This window comes from Pseudomonas sp. TZ252 (genome assembly GCF_056110345.1).
This window is the reverse complement of record NZ_CM148566.1, coordinates 5,213,051-5,240,024: the sequence shown is the minus strand read 5'-3', so window position 1 is coordinate 5,240,024 and position 26,974 is coordinate 5,213,051. Positions and strand designations below refer to the sequence as shown.

Genomic DNA, 26,974 nt, shown 5'->3' with positions numbered 1-26,974 from the left:
CAGACTGACCGGTTCGGCCTGACTCAAGGCCGCAAGGCAGTCCCGGGCGCCGCGGAATCGACTTTCGCGGTGTCCTCCGCGGGCAGCACCCGGATGGTCGCGGTCACGCCGGCGCGCAAGGTGTTGCGCTGGCGATAGGCGGGATCGATGGCGATGCGCACCGGAATTCGCTGGGCCAGCTTGACCCAGGTATAGCTCGGGTTGATGTTCGCCAGCAGGCGCGAGCCCTCGGCATTCTCCCGGTCGGTGATGGCATGGGCGATGCTCTGCACGCGCCCGTCGAAGCGCTCGCCGCTCATCAGTTCCACCCGCGCCCGGCTGCCGACGCGGATGCCCGGCAACTTGGTCTCCTCGAAGTATCCGCTGACATAGAACGAATCGCGGTCCACCAGCGCCAGCAATGGCACCCCGGCGTGGGCGTAGTCGCCCTCGCGGGTCTGCAGGTTGGTCACGTAGCCGCTGACCGGGGCGCGCACCTGGGTACGTTCGAGATCGAGACGGGCCTGCTGCAAGGCGGCTTCGGCAAGCTCCACGTTGGCCTGGGCCAGGCCGAGGCTGGCCTGGTTCCTCAGCAACTCGGCCTGGGCCAGGCTGACGTCGGTCTGGGCCTTTTCGTTCTCTTCCACCGATAGCATCGAGCGCTTCTGCAATGCCGAGCGCCGTTGCGCCTCGCTGCGGCGCTGGCGCAACTGGGCCTGGCTGGCCTCGATCGCCGCGCGCGACTCGCCCAGCGCCGCCCGCGCCACGTTCACCGCGCGCTCGGCGCGCAGCACCGCCAGTTCATAGCGCGCCGGATCGATGCTGAGCAGCAGCTCGCCCTTCTCCACGGGCTGGTTGTCGCTCAGCGGCAACCGGGTGATCAGCCCGGAAACGTCCGCCGACAGCGTCACCACATCGGCGCGGACCCGCGCGTCACGGGTCCACGGCGTGCGGGTGTAGCGTTCCCAGGCGAGGAACACCAGCGCCGCCGCCACCAGCACCGCCAGCAGGGTGGCCAGGCGCGGCCATTTGCCTTGCAACAGGTTCATCGGGACATCTCTCCCATCCACAGGATCAGACCGGCGCAGATCGCGCAGTACAACGCGCCCTGGAACAGCGCTTCGTGCCAGACCCGCTGCAACACGCCGAAGCGCCGCAACAGCGGGTTGAGCAGCAGCAGGATCAGCCAGGCCAGCAGCAGCGCCTGGGCGATCGGCGGCAGGTAGGCGCCCCCGACCTCGACATCAGCGGGCATGTCCGCCCTCCTCTTCTGGTTCTTCGACGACCGCCGGTGCGCCGCGGTCCTCCTCCAGCAGCGTCCGATAGCGTTGCAGCGACTGCTGCAGGATCAGTACCGCGACATTCATGATGAAGCGCTGCCGCGTCGCCCCGAGGTCCTTCGACGGCTGCGCCAGCAAGGCCTCCAGGCCCCGGCCGAAACGCCGCAGGGCGGCCAGGGCGAGGTCCTGCCGCGGGGCGTCCGCGCCGCCGGCTATGTAGGCGGCGACCTCGCGCAGCGCCTCGCCCAGCAGCGGCTGCAACTCCAGCGGCACCACCCCGGCGTCATGCAGCGGCTCGCGCAGGCGGTTCAACGCCACGCCCATCACCACGCAGCCTAGGGCGCACTGGAAACGTTCCGCCGCAGCCGGCTCCTGGCTCGCCGGCAGCAGGCTGACCATCACCGCCAGGCGATCGATCATCCGCGTCTCGAAGGCGAAGCGCTGCGCCTCGCTGGCCTCGCAGCGCGACATTTCCGCGACGTCCTGGCGCGACAGGTAGAGCAGCCGGCGCAGGCGCGGGTCGGCGCGGAACGGATAGACCAGGGCGAACACCAGCACGGCGAGGACCGCCGCGGCGAGGAAGCCGCCGACGAACTCGAACCACTGCGAAGCGTTGCTGTAGTAGACCGCGATATTCTGCGGCGCCACCATCAGCAGGGTCTCCAGGCCGATGCCCATGGCGATCCCGGCGCTCAGCGGGCTGCTCAGGCCGACCGCGACCACGTACAGCAGCAACGCCATCCACAGCGCCAGCCACTCGAAGTCGGCGGATGCCGGCAACAGCACGAACAGCAGCGCCGCCGAGATCAGGATCGCCAGCAGCAGCCCGCGCAGGAAGTTCTGCGCCGCCAGCAGCGGACGCGGGAAGGTCGCCATCAGCGAGCACATCACGCCGACCAGCAGCAGGCTGCTGAGGGCGCCGTTCCAGGCGCTGGTGATCCACAGCCAGGCGGCGCAGGACAAGGCGACGAAAGCGCGCACGGCGTTCATCGAGGCCAGCGCCCAGTCCAGGTGCAGCGCCTGCGCCTGGCCATGGCGGTAGAAACTGCTGGCCTGGCGGCCGGACTGGATCGCATCGTTGAGTTCGAGCACTTCGCCCAGGCGCTGGAACAGCCGCGCGTATTCCCAGCGCAGGATCGCCACCTGCGGGCGCAGCACCGGGCTCAGCGCCTCGTCGTAGGACTCCGCGCGCGTCGCCGCGGCATCGAAGGCCTGGCGCACCGCCTGGAACTCCTCCAGCACCTCGGAGGGTACCGCCCGCCCCTGCTCGGCCAGCGCGTCCAGCACCCGCAGCGCACGATCCAGCAGCGCCTGGATATCCGCCGGCAACGGCCCGACCCAGTGCGCCCGCACCAGCAGGCGATGCTGGCGCAGCAGCAACAGCCGCGAGGCCATCAGCACCAGCAGGTTGCCCAGCAACTGCACCAGGCCATCGGCGCGGCGCAGGTTCGGCGCGTCGAAATAGAGGTGCCGGCGCAGGCCGTCCAGCGCGGTGATGCTGGCGACCAGTTGCATCTGCCGCTGGTTGAACGACTCGTCGCCCTCATCGCCGCGGATCACCGCCGCGGCGTGCCGCGCGGTACTGCGGATCAGGCCATCGACCTGGGCGAAGTAGCCCTTCGCCACCGCCTGCGGACGCGCGCTGAGCAGGCTGACCAGGGCCACGCAGGCGACGCCCAGCAGGGTCTCGGTGACCCGCACCACGGCGAGCATGAAGGTGTTTTCCGGATCGGGAATCGACAGCACGGCGACGATCACCGCGGTGAAGCCGCTGAGCACGAAGGCGTGCGAATCGGTGTAGCGCAGCAAGGTGCCGCCGGCGGTGCAGAGCGCCAGCCAGAGTCCCAGGGCGACGAAGAACGGCAACGGTTGCTGGGCGAACAGCGCCATGATCAGCACCGCCACCACGGCGCCGGCGAAGGTACCGACGACCTGGGCGAAGCTGCGCTTGAGAGCCATCCCGGCCAGCGGCTGGCTGACGATGACCACGGTCATCAGCGCCCACTTCGGCTGCTCCAGGTCGAAGAGGAAGGCCAGGTAGAGGGTCAGCAGCCCGGCGGCGACGGTGCGCAGGGCGAACAGCAGGGTTTCCCGCGGCGGCCGCCAGAGCAAGCGGGCGTAGAGTTTCAGCCCTTCCATGCCCGGCCCCGCACCTCCAGGCAACGGTTGGCCGCGGACCAGGCGGCGATGAAGCGACTCGACATGCTGGTTTCTCGTTCGGGGTTGATGCGGCGGGTTGGCTTCCAGTCTAGAAGGCGCAAGGAAATCCGTGGCCGCCTACGGGGGCGGGCAGGTGCGGTCGGCCACGGAGCGACGAGTCGCGACTACAGGGTAAAAGCCCCGGCGGCCTTCCCGGTAGCGCGTCCAGGCGAAAACCGTTTTCGCTGAGAACGAACGCTGCGGCGCCTTTCGATTGGGTAAGCTTGCTCAGGGCTGGATCGATTTAGCTTGCGAATCAAGCGGATAGAAAGCCCAAGGAAAACGACCAGGAGGAGCCGAGAATGCGTCGAGCGATTGCCACTGTATCGTGGGCCCACCGATGAGCCTGCGCTTCGACGATATCGAAGCCTTCCTCAACGTCGCCGAACTCAACAGCGTGACGTCGGCGGCCGAGCGCATGAGCCTGTCCAAGTCGGTGATCAGCAAGCGCGTCAGCGATCTCGAACGACGCCTCGGCGTCCGCCTGCTCTATCGCACCACGCGCAACGTCGAGCCGACCGAGGCCGGGCATTTCTTCTACAAGGCCGCCAAGGCCTCGCTGCAGGAACTCAACAACGCCGCGGAGATCGTCGCCCTGCGCGAGAACGACCTGTGCGGCGAATTGCGCATCGTCACCCCGATGAGCTTCGGCACCCTCTGGCTGTCGCCGATCATCGCCGACTTCATGAGCCAGCACCCGCGCCTGGAGATCGTCCTGCAGATGGACGACCGCCTCACCGACTTCGAGAAGGAAGGCTACGACCTGAGCATCCGCGTTACCCGCCTGGACGACAGTTCGCTGATCGCCCGGCCGCTGGCCAACAGCCAGCGGGTGGTCTGCTGCAGCCCCGACTACGCGGAACGCCACGGCACGCTGGACACCCTCGAACAACTGATGCAGCACGAGTGCCTGGGCTACAACAACGCCACGCCGAGCCAGGTCTGGACCTTCGAACCGGCGTTCCCCGGCGCCAAGCCCCGTGCCGTCTCGCCACGCGGACGCTTCAGCAGCAACAACGGCCAGGCCATGCGCGACGCCGCCCTGCGCGGGCAGGGACTGGCGTTGCTGCCGCTGTTCATCGTCGCCGAGGACCTCAAGAACGGCCGCCTGGTGGACGCCGCGCCCGGCCTGCGCCCACTCGACGACGTGATCTACGCGATGTATTCGCGGGCGGCGGCGATGTCGCCGAAGGTCAAGGCGTTCATCCAGCATCTCCAGCAGGCGCTGTCGATCCCGCCCTGGGGCAACGGCTGAGCGACCGAACCATTCCCGCGAGGCTCCGGTCAGATACTGGGCATGCGGAGAAGACTCCCAGGAGCCTGTCGTCTCTCCCCCGTCCGGCCACCCGGCCCACAAAGGAGAACTGCCATGATCGTGCGTACCCTGCTCATCGCCGCCGCCCTGCTCGGCGGCACCGCCCAAGCCGCCGAAAGCACCGACCTGTGCGGCGCCAACCTGCAGAAGCTGGACGATATCCTCGCCGTGCGCGGCAAGACCTCGGTCACCGGTGCGCGGGTCACCGAGGTCAAGGAACTCCAGGCCAAGGCCAGGCAGGACCAGGCCAGCGGCGACACCAAGGGCTGCATCACCGCCACCACCCAGGCCCTGCAGATCCTGCAGAACACCGGCAAGAAATGATCCGCGACAGACGCAAGGCGGATAACCGCAAGCGGTTATCCGCCCTACCCCAATGCGACCCTCCGCAGGGCGAATAGCGCCGCAGGCGTTATCCGCCGACACTCCAGCCCCCGCCCCGACCGCGTCCGATTTCGCTCATTCGAAGCGCAGGCTTTCCCGCACCGCACGGATTTCTGCCTGGCTGGCGTCGTAGGCCTCGGCCAGGCCGGCATAGGACAGCGAATAGGCCGAGGTCTTGCCGGCCGCGGCGAGCAAGGTCTGCTTCATCACCACGGCGCCGCGCTGGCGAATGGTGCAGGTGGTCTCCAGCGCCGCCAGCCCGCCGGTGGTGGACGGTTGCGGCGAGGTGCAGGCGGTCTGCAGGCCGTTGCGCAGGAACTCGATCTGCACCAGCTTGCGCATATGCCCGAGGACTTTCTCCAGGTTCACTGCCTGCCCGCTCTGCAGGGGCATCCGCGTTACCTCCATCACCAGTACCTGGGAGCCGTCTGCCTGCAACTTGACCGCGCGCTGGCGCTGGCCGGCGCCGGCCTGGCCGGGCTGCGCGGCGGGCAGGTCGCTGACCTGCCAGCCCGCCGGCCAGCGCGCCATCGACGCCTCGGCCAGGCTCAGCGCGGACAGCGTGCCGACCGCCAGGGCCAGCCAGCGCCAGCCGTTGCGTCGCGTTTGCGCCTGCCTCACGGTGTACCCTCCTCTTCGCGTCCCTCCACGGCCGGCCGGGGCTGCCCGAGGGGCTCCTCGAAACGCAGCAGGCGTCCGGCATTGCCCAGCACCAGCAAGGTGCTGAGGTTGTGCAGCAGCGCCGCGACCATCGCCCCGGCCGCGCCGAGCAGGCCAAAGGCTGCCGCGGCGACGATCGCCAGGGTCCAGCCGAGGCCGATCGCCACGTTGACCTGCAGGGTCCGCCGGCATTGCCGGCTGAGCCGCACGCAGGTGCCGAGCCGGCGCAGGTCGCTGCCGATCAGCACGATATCCGCCGAGGCCAGGGCGATGTCGGCGCCGCCGGCACCCATTGCCACCCCGACCACACCGGCCTTCAGCGCCAGCGAATCGTTGATGCCGTCGCCGACCACCATCGGCCGGAAACCGCTGCCGATCTCCGCGCCGACCTGGCGCAACTTGTCCTCCGGCAACGCCTGCGCCACCAGTTGGCGAATCCCCACCTGCTTGGCCACGGCGTCGGCCACCGCCCGGCGATCGCCGGTCAGCAACAGTTGCCGGCCCAGACCCAGTTCGCGCAGATCGGCCAGGGCCTCGGCGGCCTCCGCGCGTACGCTGTCGGCCAGCAGCAGCCAGCCGAGGAAGCGCCCGTCCAGGGCGATTCCGGCGATCGGTCCCTCATGCTCCGGCACCTCGCTGGCGTCGATGCCCAGTTGCTGGAACAGTTCGGGCCGGCCGAGGGCGGCTTCGCCCGCCGCTGTTCGTGCGACCACGCCGAACCCCTGGCGTTCGCGGATATCGCTCAATGGATGATAGGCATCGTGCGCCGCCAGGGCTGCCAGCGCTCGGCTCACCGGATGGCTGCTGGCGGCACCGAGGCTGGCGGCCAGGCGCAGCACCGACGCCTCCTCGGCGGCATCGGCCAGGCGCAGCGCCTGCAGGCGCAGGCTGCCATGGGTCAGGGTGCCGGTCTTGTCGACCACCAACGAAGTCAGGTCCGCCAGTTCCTCGAGGAAGGCCGAGCTGCGGATCAGGATGCCATGACGGGCGGCCACGGCGATCCCGGCGATAGCCGTGGCCGGGGCGGACAGCACCAGGGCGCAGGGACAGGCGGCGACCAGCACGGCGAGCATGGCCTGGGCATCGTTGGTGACGAACCAGGTGACCGCGGCGATCAGCAACACCAGCAACATGTACTGCCCGGCGTAGCGCTCCAGCAGGCGGGTGATCGGCGGCTTGGCGCGCTCGGCCTGCTGCATCAGGCCGATCACCTTGCCCAGGGTCGAGGCCTCGCCGGTACGGGTTATCTCGATGCGCAGCAGGCCGTCGAGGTTGATCGCGCCGCCGTAGACCTCCATCCCCGGCGCCACCTCGAGCGGCACCGACTCGCCGGTGATCGGCGCGGTGTCGAGACTGGCCTGGCCCTGCAGGACCCGCCCGTCGGCCGGAACCCGGTCGCCGGCGCGCACTTCCACCTGGTCGCCCGGCCGCAGGCTGGCGTTGTCCACCTCACTCAGGCTGCCGTCGGCCTCGATCCGCCGGGCATGGCTGCGGGTCAGCTCGCCGAGGGCGGCGATGGCCTCCTGGGAGCCGATCACGCTGCGCTCCTCCAGCACGTGGCCGAAGATCATGATGATCGGCAGCAGCGCGGCGGTCAGCAGGTCGCCGCTGGCCCAGGCGCCGAGCATGGCCAGCGCGATCAACTGGTCGGTGACGCCGTGCAGGCTCGGATGCCGCAGGCTGTCCCAGGCCGAGCGGGCCACCGGAAGCGCCACCAGCAGCGACGCGACGCCGAGCAGGATCTGGCTGACCCCGGCCTGGTCCGCCGCCAGCCAGCGCCAGGCCAGGCCGAGCAGCAACAGGCCGAGGGCGAGCATCGCCAGGCTCAGCTGGCGCGCGGCGCGGCGCTGCTCGTCGCGGCTGAGCAGGCCGCCGCCGAACGGCAGGTGATGATGGTGATGCGCGCAGCCGCCATGGCTGCCGTGGGCGGTCGGCTCGCTCATGCGCACCTCCCGGGGCGAGCCGCGGCGGCTATTGCGGGAAGCGCGCGTCCGGCCGGCGTACGTAGTCCAGGGCTTCCTTCTCGGTGAGCTCCCAGATCTGCTTGACCTGCCCGTTGTTGTCGCTCTTCAGGCCGACGAAACTGCCCTTGAGCTGGGGCATGCGGCCATAGACGATGAACAGGTTCTGCGCCGTGCGGATGCGCACCGATGGCGCCACCGAATAGCTGACGGTCTTCTTCCCCAGCCCCAGGGTGAGCACGCTGCGCAGCAGGCTCTGCTTGGGCTTCTTCAGGGTGATGACCGGGTACTGCGCGCTGGCCACGAAGCCCACCAGCATGTCGCTCGGCAACTGCCGCGCCAGCGCCTCGCCGCCGCACAGCAACAGCGCCAGCCCGCACAGCAGGGCCCTGCCGGGTGATAGCCGCACACCGTTGCCCGTGAATGGAATACCGCCTGCCGTCATTGCCCGTCCCGTTCGCCTGGTTGTTCGACTCGGCGCCGCGTTCCGCTGGCGGAAGCGCGTACCGAAGGTTGATGCCGACGCAGGGTAGCCGTTTCACGCTCGCTTGTCCGTCCATTGTTTCACAGCCCGCGAAGGGCACCGTCGGGCAGCGGCTCATGGCTGCCCACCTTGCAGAATCAGGCGGCCATCGTCGCGCGGATCGACGCTGCCGACCGAACCGGCCTTGCCGAGGATCGCCGGCACCCGTTCGCGGTACAGGCGCCAGAGCAGGCCGGCATCGGTCGCGCCCAGCGCCGGGGCCAGGCCAACGATGCTGGCGGTGTCGCGGCGCGCCTGGGCCAGCCGTTCGCCGGCCTCGGCGCGGGCGAGCTGCAGGGTGCGGTCGGCCCCCTCGGTGGCGGCCTGGGTGAGTTTCTCCGCCTCGGTGCGCGCCTTGGCGACGTTCTGCTCGGCCAGTTGGCTGGCGGTCAGCACCGCGTTGAAGGCGCTTACCGCATTGCGCGGCAGGCTCGACTGCACGTCGACCCGCACCACCTGGATGCCCAGCCCGCTGCCGGCCGCGGCCAACGCCGCCAGGCTGTGGTTGATGCCCTGCACCAGGTCGCCGCGCAGGCGTTCGCGGCGCTCGGCGACCGCGCTGTCGTTGCCGAGCAACTCCGGGCGCGCCACCAGGATGGTGTCCAGGTCGCGCGCGGCGCAGACCTGCACGGCGTTGCGCGCCACCAGCCGGTCCAGCGCCGGCAGCACGTGGGCGCCCTGGAGGACGTAGGCGTACGGGTCGTCGACCTTGTAGAACACCCGCACGTCCAGTTGCACCACCCCGGCGTCGCCGGTCAGCAGGTAGCCGGAGCCGGCCAGCGCGTCGCTGGACAGGCTGACGTCGAGATCGGCGCGACGCGCCTGCTCGGAACGCAGCAGGCCCTCGACGCGGCGTTCGATCACCTGTTCGGCGGACGGCAGCAGCACCACCTGCTCCAGCGGCTGCGGCCAGGCCAGCAGCAGGCCGGGACCGGCCAGGCGCTCCAGCGCGCCCAGGCGCAGCACTACGGCGCGGTTCTCCGGGCCGATCTGGCGGACGTTGGAAAACGCCCAGGCCAGCGCCGCCAGGAGGGTTACGCCGAACAGTGCGAGGAACGCCAGGCGTCCGGCCTGCAGCCAGGGGCTGCGCAGCCCCTCGTGCGCTTCGTCGCTCATGGCCGGCGCCCGTTGGCCGGCGCTTCGGCGGGGAGCGCCGGCGGCCCGTCGACCAGCACGCGGAACGGTGCGGCATCGGTGCGCAAGACCAGCCGGGTATCGCCGTTGACGATGGTGCCGAGGGTGTCCAGCGAGCGCAGCAGGTTGTATAGCTGCGGCGAACCGGCGTAGGCCTTGCCGTAGATGCGCGCCGCCTCGACCCGTGCCTGGGCCTCGATCTCCGCGGCTTTCACCGAAGCCTCGGCCTGGATCACCCGGGCGTCGCGCTCCGCCGCCGAACGGATCTCCGCGGCCTGGCGACGGCCCTCGGCGGTACGCTCGGTGGCGATGGTCTCGCGCTCGGCGCGCATGCGGTCGACGGTGGCGCCGAGGGTCACCTTGGGCAGGGTCAGGCGCTCGATGCCGACCTGCACCACCTTGACCCCGTAGGTCGCCAGCAACTGATGGTCGATCTGTTCGCGCAGGCGCGCTTCGAAGTCGCCGATACGCACCCGCGACGCCTCCGTATTCACCAGGTCGGCCAGGTCATAGGCGCTGGCGGTGGTTTCCAGCGCCGAGCCGACGAAGGTGCGCAACTGCCGGGCAGCCTCGTCCGGCTGGTTGCGCACCGCGCGCATGAAGCGCTGCACGTTGTCGGCGTCGCCCTGGACCTGCCAGGCCACGTAGGCCTGGACGATGATCCGCAGGCCATCGCGGGTACCGACGTCCTGCAGGCCGCTGGAGGTGGTGCGCAGGCGCAGGTCGACCGGGATCGCACTCTCGAACGGCAACGGCAGGCGCCAGGCCAGACCCGGTTCGAGCAGGACCCGCGCCGGGTTGCCGAAACGGGTGATGACCATCGCCTCGCCGGAACGCACCTGCACCAGGCAAGCGGCGGCGACGGCGAACAGCACCAGCAGCGCGGCGACCAGCAGCCGGCGCCAGGGCGGCGCGGCCTGTGCGCCATGGCCGTGATCGTGATGATGCTCGTGGTGGCTGTGCGAGTGGGAGTGACCGAGGCTCAAGAGCGCTCTCCTCATGGTGCGGATTGCCCGGCCGCGGACGCCGGAGCGGCGGACGGACGGGACGAAGACGGGGAATCCAGGCGGCCGAGGCCGAAGCTGCGCAGGTCGATGGTCGGCGCGCCGGCGCCGGCGATGCGGTGGTCGATGAGCAGCAGGTTGGCCTTGCCCAGGCCGCGTCCGAGTTGGCGGTAGTAGGCCTCCAGCAGGAAAGCCTGGCCGGCGTCGGCATAGCCTTCCCGCTCGGCGGCGAAGCGCCGGTCGGCGGCCTGCGCGGCGGCCAGGGTCTCGCGGGCCTGCGCGCTGGCCCGGTCGTGCGCCACGCTGGCCTGTAGTTGCGCCTCGTTGCGTTGCGCGGCGGCCTGCCCGCGCTCGCGGGCGATCAGCGCCTGGGCGGTGATCTGCGCGGCCTGCACCGCGTGGTAGGCATTCGCCGCACCGGCCGGCGGATGGATCGCCTCGACCGCCGCGCCCAGTACCTCGACGCCGCTGCCGAGGCGATCGAGATCGGCCTGCACGGCCTGGCCGATCTGCTCGGCCAGGCCCGCACGCTGCTCGCCGAGGACCTCGTCGAGGGTCCGCGAGGCGAAGGCATGCACCAGTACGCGGCTGGCGGTGCTGCGCACCAGCGTCGGCACGTCGGCGCTGCGGTAGGTCGCCGCCAGCGCCGATGCGTCGTCGAGAGCGATGCGGTAGACGATGCGCACGTCCATGTTGACGATCTGGAAGCTCTGCCGATGGTCGGCCAGGCTGGCGATGACCTGCGATTTCTCGCTGACGTGGGAGGCGTCCCACAAGCGGTTGGCGCTATCCGGGGCCGGACCTTCGGCGGGCGCGAGCGGCTCGGCTCCGCCGTCGCCGGCGGCGACGCTGGTGGCCAACTCGTGGACCACCCCGTTCTCCACCGCCAACACCCGCCCCAGCGGCCAGGGTAGCCCCAGGTGCAGGCCGGGGCCGAGCACCGCGACCGGCTTGCCGAAGCGCTCGTAGACACCCCGTGCATCCATGCCGATCTCGCGTACGCCGCTGAGCAGCCAGCCGCTCAGCGACACCACCGCCAGCACCGGCAGGAACGCCCGCCGCATGAAACCGAAGGCCCAGACCTGGCGCAGGTCGATGCCGAAGCGCTGGTGCAACTCATGCTGCAGACCCTGCAGGGGACGCGGCGGCCAGCGCAACAGGTCGGCCAGCAGGCTGGTGGCGACCAGGCGCGGTTCGAGGCCGGCACGCTGCGGCGCGAACATCGCCAGGATCGCCCTGCCCAGCAACTCCAGCGCCAGCGCCGCCGGCAACAGGCCGAGCAGTACCGCCAGGCGCGGGGCCCAGGGGTGTCCCTGGCGAGCCAGGAACAGACAGAGGGCGGCCAGCACCAGGGTACCGATCAACGCCCGCGCCAGTTGCCCGAGGACCGGGGCTTCCGGCCACTGCACCGGCCCTTGGCTGGCGAGGCGACGTTCCAGCACCAGCACCGCGAAGGCCAGCAGCAGGCAGATCCCGATGGCGAGGTCGGCCGCTTGCCCGGAACTGGCCGGCGGCAGGTCGAGACGCCAGCCGGCGGCTACCAGGCACAACGCCAGCGCCGCGCTCGCCGCCAGCCACAGCGCAGCGTGCCCGAGCTGGGCCAGGCCGTGGGCGATGGCCTGGCCCAGGCGCTCCAGCAGCCGTTCATAGGCGCTGTCGGCGGTGGCGTCGGGTTCGTCCCGCTGCCAGCGCAGCCAGGCAGGCCGCGCGCTGGCCTCCGCGCCGAGGACCACGCAACGCCAGGCCGCGACCCGGTAGGCCGCGTGCAGACCGGCGAACAGGACCAGCCAGGCCGCGCCGAGGTTGTACAGCAGCGGCGGCCAGAGCGAGTCGGCGGCGAACAGGCCGATGAAGAACCCCAGCACGGCGCAGGCGGCGGCCAAGGCGACGCTGGCCGCTGCCCATCGCCACAGCTGGCGCAACTGCCGGGGCGCCTGCTGGAAACGCGGCAGCGATTCGGCGGCGACGCCCTCGGCGTCCAGGTCGACTCTCATCTTCACTCCAGGCAAAACTCGAAGGTACCGGCCAGGCCGGCGCAAACGCCCGCAACTTTATAACAATGCGCGTTAAGAAGTTGTCATGATTTGAAAAACAGTCTGCATCCCCAGGCTCTTGACTGGAAGACGAAAGACTGGGGGCAGCCCACTTGGCAAGCCCCCGACCAACCGAAAGGTTCTAAGCAGTCGGGAAAAACCACCGGACATCCGCGCAAACGACCATTCGTCGGCAATTTTCATTCGAAACGGATTTCTTATAACCAATCCGCATAGGCCTGCCGGCTCCCCCGCTTCCCCCTCAAAGGCACGCCGCTCCGGGCCTCCACGCGTAGCCAGCAGGACTTTTCGCATAGCCTGACGGTTTTATAACAGCGGCAAAGCGTCAATAATTCGACTATCGACTGTGGTAGCGTCAAAAAAGAATCACATCGATCCTTTGCAGCGTTATCCGGTGCCATGCAGTCCTTACCGAACACCCGCCGGGTCCCCGCCAAGCCCCGGTTCGAGCCACGCGTTGGCGTGGCCGCAGCAAACGTTTGTGCGGATTACCCAGGAGGCTCGCCCATGACCGAATCGACCGCCGGGGCCGGAGTTCACGGCGCAGCGTCCGGACAGGCTGGCGAAAGCCCTGCCGCGCACGCGGAACCATCGCCGGTGACGGATCGTCGATGAGCCGGGGAATGCCATGCGAAGCCTGATCGGGATGACGTTCCTGAACTCCTCCGTAGGCCAGCGCCGGCTGCGCCAGAACGGCATCGTGCTGCGCCTGGGACGGGTAGTCGCGGATCGCCGGCGCGCGGCCCTGCCGCACCGGCAAGGGCGCTGCCTCGACCGCCAGGGCCTGGAGACCCTGCTGCTGTGGCTACAGCGGCACTTCCTCTGCGTGCCCCTGGAACACCTGCTCGAAGGCCCCGCTCCAGCCTGCCTGCGGATCGCCCTGAGCGTCGACGGCAACCCTGCGGAACTGGCCGAGCTGGTCTATCCGCTGCTGGAACGCTACGAAATGCCGGCGAGCGCCTTCATCGGCGGTGACCCGCGCAGTTGGCGCGAAGCGGTGGCCGAGACGCTCTGGCAGGCCGATGCGACTGCCGCCGGACCCTTGCTGGAACTGCTGGAGGGTTACAGCGGCGCGGCACTCATGGCGGTGTTCGAACGCACCGGCGACGACCAGCGTCGCAGCCGCAACCTCGACCTCCTCCTGCGCAAGCTGGAACGCCTCGACCCGGCCTCGCAGCAGGCCTTGCACGCGGCCTGCCCGGTTCCCGCACCGTACAGCGCTGGCGACTGGGAGCGGGTCCGCCGCCTGGAAAACAGCGGCCTGCTTCGCTTCGGCCTGCGCGGACAGGAGCCGCACCCATCGGCAGGCCTTTGCGCCGAGGACTGTCTCGGCCGCGCCCACCGCCAGCTCCAGCAGCATTGCGCCGCCCCCCTGCCGGTGTTCTGCCAAGCTCGCACCACACCCGCCGCGCAACCCGGCCTGCGCGCCGCCCTCGGTCGGCTTGGCTACCGCTTCGCCTTCGGCGCGCGCAATGGCCTGGTGGATACCCGTTGCGACCCGCTGGACCTGCCGCGCATCGAGGTGGGCGCGGCGATCGCCGCCCGTCCCGGCCGGCTGGCCTGGCGAATCTATCGTGGAGCCCGTCCATGAGCACGGCCTCCAACCCGTTCCCAAGGAGGCGCGACAGGCAGTCGCCCTCCGCCGGAAGACCGCCCGAACCACGGGAAGCGAACGCGCCGTCGCCCGCCACGCCGCAGCGACGCCGCTCTCAGGGATATGGCCAGCCCAGCTGGCCCGGTATCAGCAAGGATCGTCCCATGACTGCAGACACCCCTACCTCTGTCGCTACCATCAACCACCTGCTGCTCGGCGCGCCCTACACCAGCCCACTGGTGATCCCCGGTGACTGGCTGGTCGACGAACTGGAAGGCGCCGTGGAAGTCGGCGGCTTCACCGACGGCCTGTTCCGCTGGCCGACGCGCAAGCGCAGCGGCCGCCCTTCGCCGATTCTCTGCGGCGACCTGCTGCGCGCGGTACGTACCGAATGCGCCGAGTCGGTGCAGTTCTGGTGGGGTTTCAGTCCGAGCCTGGTGGGACGCTGGCGCCGCGCCCTCGGCGTGACCCGCCGCAACAATCCCGGCGACCAGGCGGTGGCGCGCGCCCGCGCCGCCCTCGCCCGCTCGCTGGACCGCAAGGCGCCGCCGAAGGCACCGGCCGCCTGGTCCAGCGAAGAGGTCGAGTTCATCCGCCGCCACGGCAGCAAGCGCAGCCTGGCCTGGTGCGCCTACATGCTCGGCCGGAGCTACCAGAGTGTCGCCAGCAAGGCCGAGGAGCTTTCCCCGCACAGCCAGCGCGACCGCAACAATGCGATCTGGAGCAAGTCCGAGGAAGACCTGCTGCGCCAGCACTACCAGCAGCGCGGTTCGCTATGGTGCGCGCAGCAGACCGGCAAGACCCGCGCGGCGGTATTCCACCGGGCCAAGAAGCTGGGCCTGCAACGGCAGCGGCCGAAACACCCGTGAGGCCGGTCGCCGCCCTCTCCCGCCGAGGCGAGAGAGGGCCAGTGCTCAACCGCGGTAGTAGCGCTGCGCCACGAAGGGCATCTTGCTGACCACCAGGGTCACCGGCTTGCCGCGCACCATCGCCGTCACCTCGCTGCCCAGGCCGGCCAGCTCGCTCGGCACGTAGCCCATGGCCAGCGGCGCGTTGAGACTCGGACCGAAACCGCCGCTGCTGACCTTGCCGATCGCCCGCCCCTGGGCATCGACGATCTCGGCGCCCTCGCGCACCGGCATCCGCCCCTGCGGCAGGAAACCGACGCGCTTGCTGGCAACGCCCTGCGCCTGCTGGGCAAAGATCCGCTCGGCGCCGGGGAAGCCGCCGGCGCGCACGCCGTCGGCGCGGCGCGCCTTGGAAATGGCCCAGCCGAGGCTGGCTTCGACCGGCGTGGTGGCGCTGTCCATGTCGTGGCCGTAGAGGCACAGGCCGGCTTCCAGGCGCAGCGAGTCGCGCGCGCCGAGGCCGATCGGCGCCACTTCCGGCTCGGCCAGCAGGCGCCGCGCCAGGGCCTCGGCATGGGCGGCGGGCACGGATATCTCGTAGCCGTCTTCACCGGTATAGCCGGAGCGGCTGACGTAGCAGTCCTGGCCGAGCAGCTCGACGCGGGCGAACTGCATGAAGGTCATCTGCGCCACCTGCGGCGCCAGGCGCTCCAGCACCCGCACCGCCGCCGGTCCCTGGAGGGCGAGCAAGGCACGCTCCTCGAACAGCGGCTCGACGCTGCAACGGTCTTCCAGGTGACGACGCAGGTGCGCCAGGTCCTGGTGCTTGCAGGCGGCGTTGACCACCAGCAGCAGGCAATCGCCGAGGTTGGCCACCATCAGGTCGTCGAGGATCCCGCCCTGCTCGTCGGTGAACAACGCGTAGCGCTGCTGGCCCACCGGCAGGTCGAGGATGTCCACCGGCACCAGGCTTTCCAGGGCCAGCGCCGCATCGGCGCCCACCAGGCGGATCTGGCCCATGTGCGAAACGTCGAACAGACCGGCCTGCTCGCGGGTGTGCAGGTGCTCCTTGAGCACCCCGGCCGGGTACTGCACCGGCATGTCATAGCCGGCGAAGGGCACCATCTTCGCCCCCAGTTCCAGGTGCAGGGCGTGCAGGGGCGTCTTGGCGAGGGTTTCTGCGGTCATGTTTCACTCCATGGCATCCCGGCCTCCTGTCTGCCGGAGAGCCGCGATCGATTGTCGGGAAAGAAAAAAGAAGCGCCGGCGCAGCGGCGCGGTTCAGCATTCGATGATGTTCACGGCGAGGCCGCCGCGCGCGGTTTCCTTGTATTTGCTTTTCATGTCGGCGCCGGTCTGGCGCATGGTACGGATGACCTTGTCGAGAGAGATGAAATGCTGGCCGTCGCCGCGCAGAGCCATGCGCGCCGCATTGATCGCCTTCACCGAAGCCATCGCGTTGCGTTCGATGCAGGGCACCTGGACCAGCCCGCCGACCGGGTCGCAGGTCAGCCCGAGGTTGTGCTCCATGCCGATTTCGGCGGCGTTCTCGACCTGCTGCACGCTACCGCCGAGCACTTCGCAGAGCGCCCCGGCAGCCATCGAGCAGGCCACGCCGACCTCGCCCTGGCAACCGACCTCGGCGCCGGAGATCGAGGCGTTTTCCTTGTAGAGGATGCCGATCGCCGCCGCGGTGAGCAGGAAGCGCACCACGCCGTCGTCGTCGGCCCCGGGGATGAAGCGCGCGTAGTAATGCAGCACCGCCGGAATGATCCCCGCCGCGCCGTTGGTCGGCGCAGTCACCACGCGGCCGCCGCTGGCGTTCTCCTCGTTCACCGCCAGGGCGTAGAGGTTGACCCAGTCGAGCACGCTGAGGGCATCGCGCAGGCCGGCCTCCGGCCGCTGGCACAACTGGCGGTGGAGCGCCGCCGCACGGCGCCTGACCTTCAGCCCGCCGGGCATGATGCCCTCGTTGCGGCAGCCGGCCTCGACGCAGTCCTGCATCACCTGCCAGATACGCAGCAGGCCGGTGCGGGTTTCCTCGGCGGGGCGCCAGGCCTTCTCGTTCTCGGCCATCAACTGGCTGATCGACAGGCCTTCGCGGGCGCAATGGTCGAGCAGTTGCCGCGCGGTCTTGAAGGGGAACGCCAGCGGCGTGCGGTCCTCGACGATGCGGTCGAGGCCGGCGGCCTCGTCGTCGACCACGAAACCGCCGCCCACCGAGTAGTACTCGCGGCTGCGGACCTGCAGGCCGGCAGCGTCGAAGGCACGGAAGATCATGCCGTTGGGATGGTAGGCCAGCGGCTTGCGGATCAGCGCAAGGTGTTCCTTCTCGACGAAGCGGATCGGCCGCTCGCCGAGCAGGCGCAGCTCGCCGCTGGAACGGATGGCATCGAGCCGAGCGGGAATCGCGGCGGTATCCACCGTGTCCGGCTGCTCGCCCTCCAGGCCGAGCAGTACCGCCTTGTCGCTGCCGTGGCCCTTGCCGGTGGCGCCGAGCGAGCCGTACAGCTCGACCTTGATGCTGGCAGTGGCCTCCAGCAACCCCTCGCGCCTCAGCCCCTCGGCAAAGCGCGCGGCGGCACGCATCGGCCCCACGGTGTGGGAGCTGGACGGCCCGATGCCGATCTTGAACAGATCGAAGACACTCAGGGACATGCTCGTCTCCGCTTGCGGATTGGCCGCCACCATGGCGGCGCTCCTGTTCAATCAGCGTAGACCGGGAAGTGCCGGCAGAATTCGCCGACCTGGCCCCTGACCCGTTCGCCGACCTCGGGATTGTCGATATCGTCGAGGATGTCGCAGATCCAGCCGGCCAGTTCGCGGCACTCGCCCTCGCGGAAACCGCGAGTGGTCACCGCTGGGGTGCCGATGCGGATGCCGGAGGTGACGAACGGGCTCTGCGGATCGTTCGGCACGGCGTTCTTGTTCACCGTGATGTGCGCCGCTCCGAGCGCCGCGTCGGCGGCCTTGCCGGTCAGCCCCTGCTTCACCAGGCTGATCAGCATCAGGTGGTTGTCGGTGCCGCCGGAAACCACGTCGTAGCTGCGCCCGATGAACACCTCGGCCATCGCCTTGGCGTTGCGGATCACCTGCGCCTGGTAGTCCTTGAAGCCCGGCTCCAGCGCTTCCTTGAAGCACACCGCCTTGGCCGCGATCACGTGCATCAGCGGGCCGCCCTGGGCGCCGGGGAATACCGCGGAGTTGAGCTTCTTCTCGATCTCCTCGTTGGCGCGCGCCAGGATCAGGCCGCCGCGCGGGCCGCGCAGGGTCTTGTGGGTGGTGGTGGTGACCACGTCGGCGAAGGGGATCGGATTCGGGTAGAGGCCGGCGGCGACCAGCCCGGCGACGTGGGCCATGTCGACGAACAGCAGCGCGCCGACCTTGTCGGCGATGGCGCGGAAGCGCGGGAAGTCGAGGGTCTTGGAGTAGGCGGAGAAGCCGGCGACGATCATCTTCGGCTTATGCTCCACGGCCAGGCGCTCGACTTCGTCGTAGTCGATCAGCCCGGTAGCGGTGTCCAGGCCGTACTGCACGGCGTTGTACAGCTTGCCGGAGGAGGACACCTTGGCGCCGTGGGTGAGATGGCCGCCGTGGGCCAGGCTCATGCCGAGGATGGTGTCGCCGGCGTTGAGCAGCGCCAGGTACACCGCGGCGTTGGCCGAGGAACCGGAATGCGGCTGGACGTTGGCGTAGTCGGCGCCGAACAGTTGCCTGGCGCGGTCGATGGCCAGCCGCTCGACCTTGTCGACGTGTTCGCAGCCGCCGTAGTAGCGCTTGCCCGGATAGCCCTCGGCATACTTGTTGGTCAGGCCGCTGCCCTGCGCCTGCATGACCCGCTTGCTGGCGTAGTTCTCCGAGGCGATCAGTTCGATGTGGTCTTCCTGCCGCCGGTCTTCGGCGTCCATCGCGGCGAGCAGTTCGTCGTCGTAGCCCTGGAGCTGGTCGTGCTTGCTGAACATGGCGCTGGCCTCTTGTCGTGTCGGTGTCAGGACGCTCGCTGGCGCGAGCGTGGCCGCGGCGCCGCTACGCAAGCGCGGCGCCGGGAAAGGGGTATCGCCGGAAACGGAAGGACGCCGCCGCTGGCGGCGCCCTCCTCGTCCGTCACTCCTCGCTGTACGCCTCGATCGGCGGGCAGGAGCAGGTCAGGTTGCGGTCGCCGTAGACGTTGTCGACGCGGCCCACCGGCGGCCAGTACTTGGCCTCCACCAGGCTGGCCAGCGGATAGGCGGCCTGCTCGCGGCTGTAGGCGTGGTTCCATTCGCCGAGCAGTTCGGCGGCGGTGTGCGGCGCGTTCTTCAGCGGGTTGTCTTCCTTGTCCAGCTCGCCGCGTTCCACCGCGCGGATTTCCTCGCGGATGCGGATCATCGCGTCGCAGAAACGATCCAGCTCGGCCTTCGACTCGCTCTCGGTGGGCTCGATCATCAGCGTGCCGGCCACCGGGAAGGACATGGTCGGCGCATGGAAGCCGAAGTCCATCAGGCGCTTGGCCACGTCGTCGACGCTGATCCCGCTGCTGTCCTTGAGCGGACGCAGGTCGAGGATGCATTCGTGGGCGACCAGGCCGTTGCCGCCGGCGTAGAGCACCGGGTAGTGCTCCTCCAGGCGATGGGCGATGTAGTTGGCATTGAGGATGGCCATTTCCGAGGCGCGCTTGAGGCCTTCGCCGCCCATCATGCGGATGTACATCCAGGTGATCGGCAGGATGCTCGCGCTGCCGTACGGCGCCGCGCTCACCGCGCCTTCCTTGCGCTCGCCGCGAGCGTGGCCGGGGAGGAACGGCGCCAGGTGCGCGCGCACGCCGATCGGGCCGACGCCCGGGCCGCCGCCGCCGTGGGGGATGCAGAAGGTCTTGTGCAGGTTCAGGTGGGAAACGTCGCCACCGAACTTGCCCGGGGCGCACAGGCCGACCATGGCGTTCATGTTGGCGCCGTCGATGTACACCTGGCCGCCGCAGTCGTGGACGATGGCGCAGATCTCGCGGATCGCTTCCTCGAACACGCCGTGGGTGGACGGATAGGTGATCATCAGCGCGGCCAGGCGTTCCTTGTGCTCGCTGGCCTTGTTGCGCAGGTCCTCGACGTCGACGTTGCCGCGCGCGTCGCAGGCCACCACCACCACGCGCATGCCGACCATGCTGGCGGTAGCCGGGTTGGTACCGTGGGCGGAGGACGGGATCAGACAGATGTCGCGCTGGCTGTCGCCGCGGCTCTGGTGGTAGGCACGGATCGCCAGCAGGCCGGCGTACTCACCCTGGGAGCCGGCGTTGGGCTGCAACGACACGGCGTCGTAGCCGGTGGCGGAACAGAGCATCGCCTCCAGTTCGTCGGTGAGCTGGCGGTAGCCTTCGCTCTGCTCGGCCGGGGCGAACGGGTGCAGGTTGCCGAATTCGGCCCAGGTCACCGGGATCATCTCGCTGGCGGCGTTCAGCTTCATGGTGCAGGAGCCCAGCGGGATCATCGTGCGGTCCAGCGCCAGGTCCTTGTCCGCCAGCTTGCGCAGGTAGCGCATCAGCTCGGTTTCCGAGTGATGGCGGTTGAAGATCGGGTGGCTGAGGATCGCCGACTGGCGCAGCAGCTCGACTGGCAGGCGGTCCCCGCTGCTGGCGGCAAGGGCGGCGAAGTCCGGGAGCGCCTGGCCCTCTTCGGCCAGCAAGCCCCAGAGGGTCTCCACGTCGGCCTGGCGGACGGTCTCGTCGAGCGACAGGCCGAGACGGCCGGCATCGATCTCGCGCAGGTTGATCCCGGCGGCGCGGGCCTTGGCATGGATCGCCGCGGTACGCGCGCCGGTGGCCAGGCTAAGGGTGTCGAAGAAATGCTTCTGCTCGACGGCCACGCCCAGGCGCTCCAGGCCGGCGGCGAGGATCGCGGTCAGCCGGTGGGTGCGCCGGGCGATGCGCAGCAGGCCCTGCGGGCCGTGGTAGACGGCGAACATGCTGGCGATGTTGGCCAGCAGCACCTGGGCGGTGCAGATGTTGCTGGTGGCCTTCTCGCGGCGGATGTGCTGCTCGCGGGTCTGCATGGCCAGGCGGTAGGCCGGCTTGCCGTGGCGGTCGATGGAGACGCCGACCAGGCGTCCCGGCATGTCCCGCTTGAAGGCGTCGCGGGTGGCGAAATAGGCCGCGTGCGGCCCGCCGAAGCCGAGCGGCACGCCGAAGCGCTGGGCGCTGCCGATGGCCACGTCGGCGCCGAACTCGCCCGGCGGGGTCAGCAGGGTCAGCGCCAGCAGGTCGGCGGCCACCGCGACCAGCGCATCGACCGCATGGAAGCGGCTGACCAGTTCGCGATAGTCGACGATCTCGCCGTCGCAGGTGGGGTATTGCAGCAACGCGCCGAAGTAGGCGGAGAAGTCTTCGATGGCGCTCTCGTCGCCGACCACCACCTCGATGCCCAGCGGCTCGGCACGGGTGCGCAGCACGTCGAGGGTCTGCGGGTGGCAATGGCGGGAGGCGAAGAATGCCTGGCTGGTGCGGTTCTTCGACAGACGCTTGCAGAAGGTCATGGCCTCGGCGGCGGCGGTCGCCTCGTCGAGCATCGAGGCGTTGGCGATCGGCAGGCCGGACAGGTCGCTGACCAGGGTCTGGAAGTTCAGCAGCGCCTCCAGGCGGCCCTGGGAGATTTCCGGCTGGTACGGCGTGTAGGCGGTGTACCAGGCCGGGTTCTCCAGGAGGTTGCGCAGGATCGGTGCCGGGGTGTGGCAGTTGTAGTAGCCCTGGCCAATGAAGGAACGCAACGCGCGATTGCGCGCGGCGATCGCCTTCAGGCTGGCCAGCGCCTCGGCCTCGCCCATGCCGGCCGGCAGGTCGAGCACGCTGCTGCCCTTGATGCTGTCGGGGATCACGTTGCCGATCAGCGCGTCCAGCGAGTCGTAGCCCAGGCGCTGGAGCATGGCCTGGGTGTCGGCGGCACGCGGGCCGATATGGCGGGCGATGAATTCGTCGTCGGTGCCCAGGTCGATGGCGCCGAGGTTCAGGTTATCGGTCATGACGGGATCCTCAGGCGTCGGCGTTGGCGTTCAGCAGGCGGTCGTAGGCGGCCTGGTCGAGCAGCTTTTCCCAGGCGCCGGCGTCGGCCGGACGGAAGCGGAAGAACCAGGCCTCGCCGAGCGGATCCTGGTTGACCAGCTCCGGGGCGTCCGGCAGCGCGTCGTTGATCGCCACCACCTCGCCGTCCAGCGGCATCAGGATGTTGCTGGCGGCCTTGACCGACTCCAGCACCGCCACTTCACTGCCGGCGGCGTGTTCGCCGAGTTCCGGCAACTGCACGAATACCACGTCACCGAGGGCGTCCTGGGCGTAGGCGGTGATGCCGACGGTCAGCAGCCCGTCGTCGTCCTGGCGCAGCCATTCGTGGTCGGTGGTAAAGCGCAACTTGCTCATGCTGGATCCTCATTGTCAGCGGGTCGCCCGGTCGGGACGGGACTTTGTTCTGCGGCTGCCCGTAGCAAGCAGGGTGCCAAGCGGCCCCGGCCCTGTCGCCACGGGGCGTGGCCGGGCGCGGGGGAAACCCGGACAGGGCCGCCATGGAACGCTTTCGTTACAGACCCGCCGGACATTTCCCGAACCAGAGCGCAAACGCCTGACAGCAAAGGTTTTTCCGGCAATCGGAACGAATTCGTTCCACTCGTAACCGAAGCGTTACAGCCGATGGCACAGCCCCTGTCGCTGCAAGCTGGCGCGCAGGTGCTCGAGGAACGCGCGGACCTTCCGCGTGTTGCGCCGGTGCCCCGGATAGAGGACATGGATGGAGGGCCCGAACGGCCCCGGGTCGAAGTGGTAGTCGCCGAGCAGGCGCACCAGCCGCCCTTCACCGAGCAGCGGCGCGACGCTCCACTGCGGGCAGAACTGCAGGCCCAGCCCGGCCAGCAGGTGGGCGAGCAGGAAGTCGTAGTTGTCGCTGGCCAGTCGCGGGCGCGGCTGGTCGATACGCTGGCGGGCGCCGTCGCGCTCCATCCACCAGAAGTTCTGGTTCAGCGAAGGGTGCTGGAAGACCAGCCAGGCGTGCCGCTCGAAGTCCTCCGGGCCTTGCGGCGCGGGTTGCCGCGCCAGGTAGGCGGGGCTGGCGCAAAGCACGATCTGGTTCGGCGCCAGCGGCCGCGCCACCAGCCCCGGCAGGTCAATGGGGCCGTCGCGCAGGCCGAGGTCGTAGCCGCCTTCGCTGAGATCGAGGAAGGTTTCGTCGAGGTCCACCCGCAGGCTGATCCGCGGATGCGCCTCGAGGAAGCTGGCGCAGGCCTGCTGGAGGAACGCCGCGGCGAACGACGGCGGCGCGGCGAGGCGCAGTTCGCCGCGCAACTCCGACTCCAGCAGTTCGATCTCCTGCCCCGCCGTGCGCAGCGTTTCCAGGGACTGACGAGCCGCCTCCAGGTAGATCTGCCCGGCCTCGGTCAGCGCCAGGCTGCGGGTGGTGCGCTCGAACAGGCGGGCACCGAGTTCCGCTTCCAGGTGGGCGACGGCCTTGGTCAGCGCCGAGGGCGTCTTGCCCAGGCGCTCGGCGCCACGGCTGAAGCTACCGGTTTCGGCAGTGGCGACGAACATCGCCAGGGCATTCAATTTGTCCATCGACTCCTTCCGTTCCGGCACAAGTGTTGTGCGCCGCGCCCGGTTCTGCCGGGCCGGCGCTTTGGCTAGTCTCGCCTTGCCCGGGCCACGCTACACAAGACCAAGAAGCAAAGGAAACCACCATGAAGCAACGGATTCCCACCCTCCTCGCCGGCGCCTGCCTGGCCATCCCCCTGCACGCCCTCGGCGCCGCCGACCTGCTGGTGGTCAACGCCAGGATCTTCACCGCCAATCCGCAGCAACCCTTCGCCGAGGCCCTGGCGGTAGAGGACGGGCGGATCCTCGCGGTCGGCGACGAGGCCGGGCTGCGCGCCCTGGCCGATGGCGACAGCCAGGTCGTCGATCTCGGCGGCAAGCGCCTGATGCCCGGCCTGATCGACACCCATTCGCACGCGGTGTTCGGCGGCCTGGAGCTGGCCGGCGCGGACATGGGCAACGAACAGGTCGGCCTCGACGAACTGGAACGGCGCCTGCGCGCCTGGCGCGACAACGGCAAGGCGCGACATGGCGACATGCTCAATGTCAGCGGCATGCATACCGCCTACTGGAGCCAGGTCAAGGACTTCCGCGCGCGCTTCGACCACGGCGAATGGGCCGACCAGCCGCTGGCCTTCATCGGCAGCGACCACCACACCGGCTGGGCCAACGCCGCCATGCTGAAACGCGCCGGCATCGACGCCGCGCGGGTCCGCGCCCTGCCCGAGGAACAGCGCAACACCATCGGCCACGACGCCGACGCCACCCCCAACGGCTTCCTCGCCGATGCCGGTCTCGACGCGGTGCTCGCGGTACTGCCGGCGCCGAGCGCGGAACAGATGCTAGAAGCCGGACGCAGCGCGGTGCGCTACAGCAACTCGCTGGGCCTGACCGCATGGATGGACCCGGCCGCCAATGGCTCGCCGGGCGACGCCCTGTTCAGCCTCAGGCCCGACGAGAACACCGTCGGCGTGCTACCGGTCTACCAGCGGCTGGCCAAGGGCGGCGAACTCAGCGCCCACGTCGCCGCCCTCCTGGTCGCCAACCCACGCAGCCGGCCGGCCGACCTCGAGGTGCTGGACAAGGTGCGCCAGCGCTTCCTCGGCAGCCCCAACCTGACCCTGCCGGGAATCAAGGTGTTCGCCGACGGCGTACCGGAATACCCGGCGCAGACCGCCGCGCTCCTCGAGCCCTATCGCAACAGCAGGAAGACGGGCGAACTGCTGATCGACCCGGCGCACTTCGGCGAACTGGTCAGCGCCGCCGACGCCCGCGGCTGGCTGGTCCACGTCCACGCCATCGGCGACCGCGCGGTGCGCGAGGCGCTGAACGGCATGCAGCAGGCGCGGCGCGACCGCGACAGCGGCATCGCCCATTCGATCACCCACCTGCAACTGGTCAATCCCAAGGAGTTCGAGCGCTTCAGGCCGCTTGGCGTGATCGCCTCGATGCAGCTGTACTGGGCCGCCGCCGACGAAACCACGGTGGACCTGATGAAGCCCTATATCAGTGCCTTCGCCTACCGCTACCAGTACCCGGCGCACTCCCTGCTGAGCAAGGGCGCGACCATCGCCGGGGCCAGCGACTGGCCGGTGTCCAGCCTGTCGCCGTGGAAGGCCATCCAGCAGGCGGTGACCCGCAAGGGCCCGCAGGGCGTGCTCAACGCCGGCGAACGCCTGGACCGCCAGACCATGTTCTACGCCTACACCCGCAACGCTGCGCGGACCATCGGCCTGGAACACCGGATCGGCAGCCTGGAGCCGGGCAAGCAGGCGGACTTCATCGTCCTCGACCGCGACGTGTTCGAGGTGCCGGAGACGCAACTGGGCGAAACCAAGGTGCTGAAGACCTGGTTCGCCGGCAAGCCGGTGTATTCCAGCGAGGGCTGAGCCCGCTTCAGGCGCGCGGACCGATGCCGTACTTGCGCAGGCGGTGGGCGATGGCGGTGTGCGAGGTTTGCAGGCGCGCCGCCAACTGGCGGGTCGATGGATAGCTGACGTAGAGCTTCTCCAGCAGGGCTTTCTCGAAGCCCTCCACCGCCTCCTCCAGGCTGCCCACCTCGCCGTCGTTCTGCCGCGCCACGGCGGTGCCGGCGATCTCCAGGTCGCCGATATCCACCAGGCTGCTCTCGCAGATCGCAGCGGCGCGGAAGATCACGTTCTGCAACTGGCGCACGTTGCCCGGCCAGCGGTTGCTCAGCAGCGCCGGGTAGGTGCCCGGTGCCAGCCGGCACACCGGGCGCTGGATCTGCGCACAGGCCTGCTGCATGAAGTGCCGCGCCAGCAGCAGGATGTCGTGGCCGCGCTCGCGCAGCGGCGGGACTTCCAGGCTGAGCACGTTGAGGCGGTAGAACAGGTCCTCGCGGAAGCTGCCCTCGGCGACCATCTTCTCCAGGTTGCGGTGGGTGGCGCTGAGGATCCGCACGTCGACCCTCACCTCGCGGTCGCCGCCGACCCGGCGGAAGCTGCCGTCGCTGAGGAAGCGCAGCAGCTTGGCTTGCAGATAGGGGGACATCTCGCCGATCTCGTCGAGGAACACCGTGCCCTGGTGGGCCAGCTCCAGCAGGCCCGGCTTGCCGCCGCGCTGGGCGCCGGTGAAGGCGCCGGGGGCGTAGCCGAACAGCTCGCTTTCGGCCAGGTTCTCCGGCAACGCCGCGCAGTTCAGCGCCAGGAACGGCGAGTTGTGCCGCGCACTCAGGGCATGGCAGCCGCGCGCCACCAGTTCCTTGCCGGTACCGGTCTCGCCGTGGATCAGCAGCGGCGCGTCGAGCGCCGCCACGCGCTGCGCACGGGTCTTCAGGGTGCGGATCGGCTGGGAATCGCCGAGGAGCATCTCGAACCCCTCGGCATGGTCATGGTGCAAGGCCGCCAGGCGCTCGCCGATGCGGTTCGGTTCGTAGAGGGTCAACAGGCCGCCGGCCAGGTGCCGCTCGCCCTCGCCCGGCCCTTCGGTGATCGGCGTGGCATCGAGCAGCAGGGCCTGGCCCATGAAGGTCACTTCGCGCAGCGGCAGGCGGAAGCCCTGCTCGACCAGCGCATCCTCCAGGGTTTCATCGTCGAACAGGCTGGCCAGCCTCTCGCCGGCCGGGTCGCGTCCGCAGCGCTCGCTGAAGGCCGGGTTGGCCAGCAGCACCAGGCCCTTGCCGTCCACCGCCAGCACCGGATCGGCCATCGCCGCCAGCAACGCATCGAGCTGCAAGCGGCGGCGCTGGCCGGGAAGGATGTCGACCACGGTCATCGCCTGCACGCCACGGATGCCCAGCAGCGCTGCGCGCAGTTCCTCCAGCACTTCGGGACTGAGGGTCGGCGCGTCGATGTAGACGTTCGGCGGCACCATTTCCACCGCATCCAGGTTCAGGTTGCGCCCACCCAGCAGCGCCAGCACCTCCTGGGTGATGCCGACACGGTCGATGAAGGAGACGTGGATGCGCATGCGGGAACCTGGACTGCGGCGACGCTCGCCATAAAGCCGTCGATTGTACGGCCTGGCGCCGCCCAGCCCAA

The 26,974-nt window shown here is 69.7% G+C and carries 21 protein-coding genes; 5 read left to right on the top strand and 16 right to left on the bottom strand.

What is annotated here, in order from left to right; all coding sequences use genetic code 11:
- Positions 1–23: 23 nt before the first annotated feature.
- The 3 genes from ACYAF3_RS24435 to ACYAF3_RS24425 are packed head-to-tail and all read right to left on the bottom strand — an operon-like array spanning position 24 to position 3,398.
- On the bottom strand, positions 24–1,028 hold the full coding sequence (locus ACYAF3_RS24435; RefSeq protein ID WP_003116902.1) for an HlyD family secretion protein: 1,005 nt from the start codon (positions 1,026–1,028) through the stop codon (positions 24–26).
- Positions 1,025–1,234, bottom strand: coding sequence for a DUF1656 domain-containing protein (locus tag ACYAF3_RS24430; RefSeq protein ID WP_003116901.1), 210 nt, complete (start codon positions 1,232–1,234; stop codon positions 1,025–1,027). Before ACYAF3_RS24430 ends, ACYAF3_RS24435 begins: the two co-directional genes overlap by 4 nt.
- On the bottom strand, positions 1,224–3,398 hold the full coding sequence (locus ACYAF3_RS24425) for an FUSC family protein (protein WP_105579353.1): 2,175 nt from the start codon (positions 3,396–3,398) through the stop codon (positions 1,224–1,226). The genes ACYAF3_RS24430 and ACYAF3_RS24425 overlap by 11 nt, the downstream gene beginning before the upstream one ends.
- Positions 3,399–3,798: 400 nt before the next feature.
- On the opposite strand from ACYAF3_RS24425, the gene ACYAF3_RS24420 reads away from it, so the two are divergent.
- Both ACYAF3_RS24420 and ACYAF3_RS24415 read left to right on the top strand, forming a co-directional pair.
- Positions 3,799–4,713, top strand: coding sequence for a LysR family transcriptional regulator (locus tag ACYAF3_RS24420; protein ID WP_003089677.1), 915 nt, complete (start codon positions 3,799–3,801; stop codon positions 4,711–4,713).
- Positions 4,714–4,827: 114 nt separating this feature from the next.
- On the top strand, positions 4,828–5,097 hold the full coding sequence (locus ACYAF3_RS24415; RefSeq protein ID WP_003102968.1) for a hypothetical protein: 270 nt from the start codon (positions 4,828–4,830) through the stop codon (positions 5,095–5,097).
- A 135-nt stretch (positions 5,098–5,232) separates the two neighbouring features.
- Here the strand turns inward: ACYAF3_RS24415 and ACYAF3_RS24410 are convergent, their stop codons facing one another.
- The 6 genes from ACYAF3_RS24410 to hflK all read right to left on the bottom strand — a co-directional run bounded on the left by ACYAF3_RS24410 (position 5,233) and on the right by hflK (position 12,433).
- Positions 5,233–5,778, bottom strand: coding sequence for a DUF4946 domain-containing protein (locus ACYAF3_RS24410; RefSeq protein WP_033876800.1), 546 nt, complete (start codon positions 5,776–5,778; stop codon positions 5,233–5,235).
- A complete protein-coding gene (locus tag ACYAF3_RS24405) occupies positions 5,775–7,760 on the bottom strand; it encodes a cation-translocating P-type ATPase (RefSeq protein WP_003113075.1) in 1,986 nt (661 codons plus the stop codon). The genes ACYAF3_RS24410 and ACYAF3_RS24405 overlap by 4 nt, the downstream gene beginning before the upstream one ends.
- A gap of 28 nt (positions 7,761–7,788) precedes the next feature.
- Positions 7,789–8,223, bottom strand: coding sequence for a hypothetical protein (locus ACYAF3_RS24400; RefSeq protein ID WP_023130649.1), 435 nt, complete (start codon positions 8,221–8,223; stop codon positions 7,789–7,791).
- Between the two features lie 153 nt (positions 8,224–8,376).
- Complete coding sequence (locus ACYAF3_RS24395) at positions 8,377–9,417, bottom strand: SPFH domain-containing protein (RefSeq protein WP_016561932.1); 1,041 nt, start codon at positions 9,415–9,417, stop codon at positions 8,377–8,379.
- Positions 9,414–10,421: a protease modulator HflC gene (gene hflC / locus ACYAF3_RS24390; RefSeq protein WP_031690510.1), complete on the bottom strand. Its 1,008-nt coding sequence runs from the start codon at positions 10,419–10,421 to the stop codon at positions 9,414–9,416. The genes ACYAF3_RS24395 and hflC overlap by 4 nt, the downstream gene beginning before the upstream one ends.
- An 11-nt stretch (positions 10,422–10,432) precedes the next feature.
- A complete protein-coding gene (gene hflK / locus ACYAF3_RS24385) occupies positions 10,433–12,433 on the bottom strand; it encodes a protease modulator HflK (RefSeq protein WP_023088349.1) in 2,001 nt (666 codons plus the stop codon).
- Positions 12,434–13,121: 688 nt separating this feature from the next.
- Here hflK and ACYAF3_RS24380 point away from each other — a divergent pair.
- Both ACYAF3_RS24380 and ACYAF3_RS24375 read left to right on the top strand, forming a co-directional pair.
- Positions 13,122–14,084: a polysaccharide deacetylase family protein gene (locus ACYAF3_RS24380; protein ID WP_034022562.1), complete on the top strand. Its 963-nt coding sequence runs from the start codon at positions 13,122–13,124 to the stop codon at positions 14,082–14,084.
- Positions 14,081–14,956, top strand: coding sequence for a hypothetical protein (locus ACYAF3_RS24375; RefSeq protein WP_003136336.1), 876 nt, complete (start codon positions 14,081–14,083; stop codon positions 14,954–14,956). The genes ACYAF3_RS24380 and ACYAF3_RS24375 overlap by 4 nt, the downstream gene beginning before the upstream one ends.
- 45 nt (positions 14,957–15,001) lie before the next feature.
- Here the strand turns inward: ACYAF3_RS24375 and gcvT are convergent, their stop codons facing one another.
- From gcvT to ACYAF3_RS24345, 6 genes are all read right to left on the bottom strand, one after another.
- Positions 15,002–16,123 (bottom strand): glycine cleavage system aminomethyltransferase GcvT, encoded by a 1,122-nt coding sequence (gene gcvT, locus ACYAF3_RS24370; protein WP_003122380.1) that lies wholly within the window; start codon positions 16,121–16,123, stop codon positions 15,002–15,004.
- A gap of 93 nt (positions 16,124–16,216) precedes the next feature.
- Positions 16,217–17,593 (bottom strand): L-serine ammonia-lyase, encoded by a 1,377-nt coding sequence (locus ACYAF3_RS24365; RefSeq protein ID WP_003113084.1) that lies wholly within the window; start codon positions 17,591–17,593, stop codon positions 16,217–16,219.
- 47 nt (positions 17,594–17,640) lie between these two features.
- A complete protein-coding gene (gene glyA / locus ACYAF3_RS24360; RefSeq protein ID WP_034022559.1) occupies positions 17,641–18,897 on the bottom strand; it encodes a serine hydroxymethyltransferase in 1,257 nt (418 codons plus the stop codon).
- Positions 18,898–19,039: 142 nt separating this feature from the next.
- Positions 19,040–21,919: an aminomethyl-transferring glycine dehydrogenase gene (gcvP, locus tag ACYAF3_RS24355; RefSeq protein WP_003160368.1), complete on the bottom strand. Its 2,880-nt coding sequence runs from the start codon at positions 21,917–21,919 to the stop codon at positions 19,040–19,042.
- 10 nt (positions 21,920–21,929) lie between these two features.
- Positions 21,930–22,313: a glycine cleavage system protein GcvH gene (gcvH, locus tag ACYAF3_RS24350; protein WP_003089718.1), complete on the bottom strand. Its 384-nt coding sequence runs from the start codon at positions 22,311–22,313 to the stop codon at positions 21,930–21,932.
- 258 nt (positions 22,314–22,571) lie between these two features.
- Complete coding sequence (locus ACYAF3_RS24345; protein ID WP_003089722.1) at positions 22,572–23,495, bottom strand: LysR family transcriptional regulator; 924 nt, start codon at positions 23,493–23,495, stop codon at positions 22,572–22,574.
- 122 nt (positions 23,496–23,617) lie between these two features.
- On the opposite strand from ACYAF3_RS24345, the gene ACYAF3_RS24340 reads away from it, so the two are divergent.
- Positions 23,618–25,360, top strand: a complete 1,743-nt coding sequence (locus ACYAF3_RS24340) for an amidohydrolase (RefSeq protein ID WP_003111567.1) — start codon at positions 23,618–23,620, stop codon at positions 25,358–25,360.
- Between the two features lie 7 nt (positions 25,361–25,367).
- On the opposite strand, the gene ACYAF3_RS24335 is transcribed toward ACYAF3_RS24340, so the two are convergent.
- Entirely contained in the window at positions 25,368–26,903 is a 1,536-nt protein-coding gene (locus ACYAF3_RS24335) for a sigma-54-dependent transcriptional regulator (protein WP_003105794.1), read from the bottom strand.
- Positions 26,904–26,974 lie beyond the last annotated feature (71 nt).

Bases quoted from the DNA above. Each gene is read 5' to 3' on its own strand.
- ACYAF3_RS24435 (WP_003116902.1), bottom strand. From the start codon at position 1,028: ATGAACCTGTTGCAAGGCAAATGGCCGCGCCTGGCCACCCTGCTGGCG.
- ACYAF3_RS24430 (WP_003116901.1), bottom strand. From the start codon at position 1,234: ATGCCCGCTGATGTCGAGGTCGGGGGCGCCTACCTGCCGCCGATCGCC.
- ACYAF3_RS24425 (WP_105579353.1), bottom strand. From the start codon at position 3,398: ATGGAAGGGCTGAAACTCTACGCCCGCTTGCTCTGGCGGCCGCCGCGG.
- ACYAF3_RS24420 (WP_003089677.1), top strand. From the start codon at position 3,799: ATGAGCCTGCGCTTCGACGATATCGAAGCCTTCCTCAACGTCGCCGAA.
- ACYAF3_RS24415 (WP_003102968.1), top strand. From the start codon at position 4,828: ATGATCGTGCGTACCCTGCTCATCGCCGCCGCCCTGCTCGGCGGCACC.
- ACYAF3_RS24405 (WP_003113075.1), bottom strand. From the start codon at position 7,760: ATGAGCGAGCCGACCGCCCACGGCAGCCATGGCGGCTGCGCGCATCAC.
- ACYAF3_RS24400 (WP_023130649.1), bottom strand. From the start codon at position 8,223: ATGACGGCAGGCGGTATTCCATTCACGGGCAACGGTGTGCGGCTATCA.
- ACYAF3_RS24395 (WP_016561932.1), bottom strand. From the start codon at position 9,417: ATGAGCGACGAAGCGCACGAGGGGCTGCGCAGCCCCTGGCTGCAGGCC.
- hflK (WP_023088349.1), bottom strand. From the start codon at position 12,433: ATGAGAGTCGACCTGGACGCCGAGGGCGTCGCCGCCGAATCGCTGCCG.
- ACYAF3_RS24380 (WP_034022562.1), top strand. From the start codon at position 13,122: ATGCGAAGCCTGATCGGGATGACGTTCCTGAACTCCTCCGTAGGCCAG.
- ACYAF3_RS24375 (WP_003136336.1), top strand. From the start codon at position 14,081: ATGAGCACGGCCTCCAACCCGTTCCCAAGGAGGCGCGACAGGCAGTCG.
- gcvT (WP_003122380.1), bottom strand. From the start codon at position 16,123: ATGACCGCAGAAACCCTCGCCAAGACGCCCCTGCACGCCCTGCACCTG.
- ACYAF3_RS24365 (WP_003113084.1), bottom strand. From the start codon at position 17,593: ATGTCCCTGAGTGTCTTCGATCTGTTCAAGATCGGCATCGGGCCGTCC.
- glyA (WP_034022559.1), bottom strand. From the start codon at position 18,897: ATGTTCAGCAAGCACGACCAGCTCCAGGGCTACGACGACGAACTGCTC.
- gcvP (WP_003160368.1), bottom strand. From the start codon at position 21,919: ATGACCGATAACCTGAACCTCGGCGCCATCGACCTGGGCACCGACGAC.
- gcvH (WP_003089718.1), bottom strand. From the start codon at position 22,313: ATGAGCAAGTTGCGCTTTACCACCGACCACGAATGGCTGCGCCAGGAC.
- ACYAF3_RS24345 (WP_003089722.1), bottom strand. From the start codon at position 23,495: ATGGACAAATTGAATGCCCTGGCGATGTTCGTCGCCACTGCCGAAACC.
- ACYAF3_RS24340 (WP_003111567.1), top strand. From the start codon at position 23,618: ATGAAGCAACGGATTCCCACCCTCCTCGCCGGCGCCTGCCTGGCCATC.
- ACYAF3_RS24335 (WP_003105794.1), bottom strand. From the start codon at position 26,903: ATGCGCATCCACGTCTCCTTCATCGACCGTGTCGGCATCACCCAGGAG.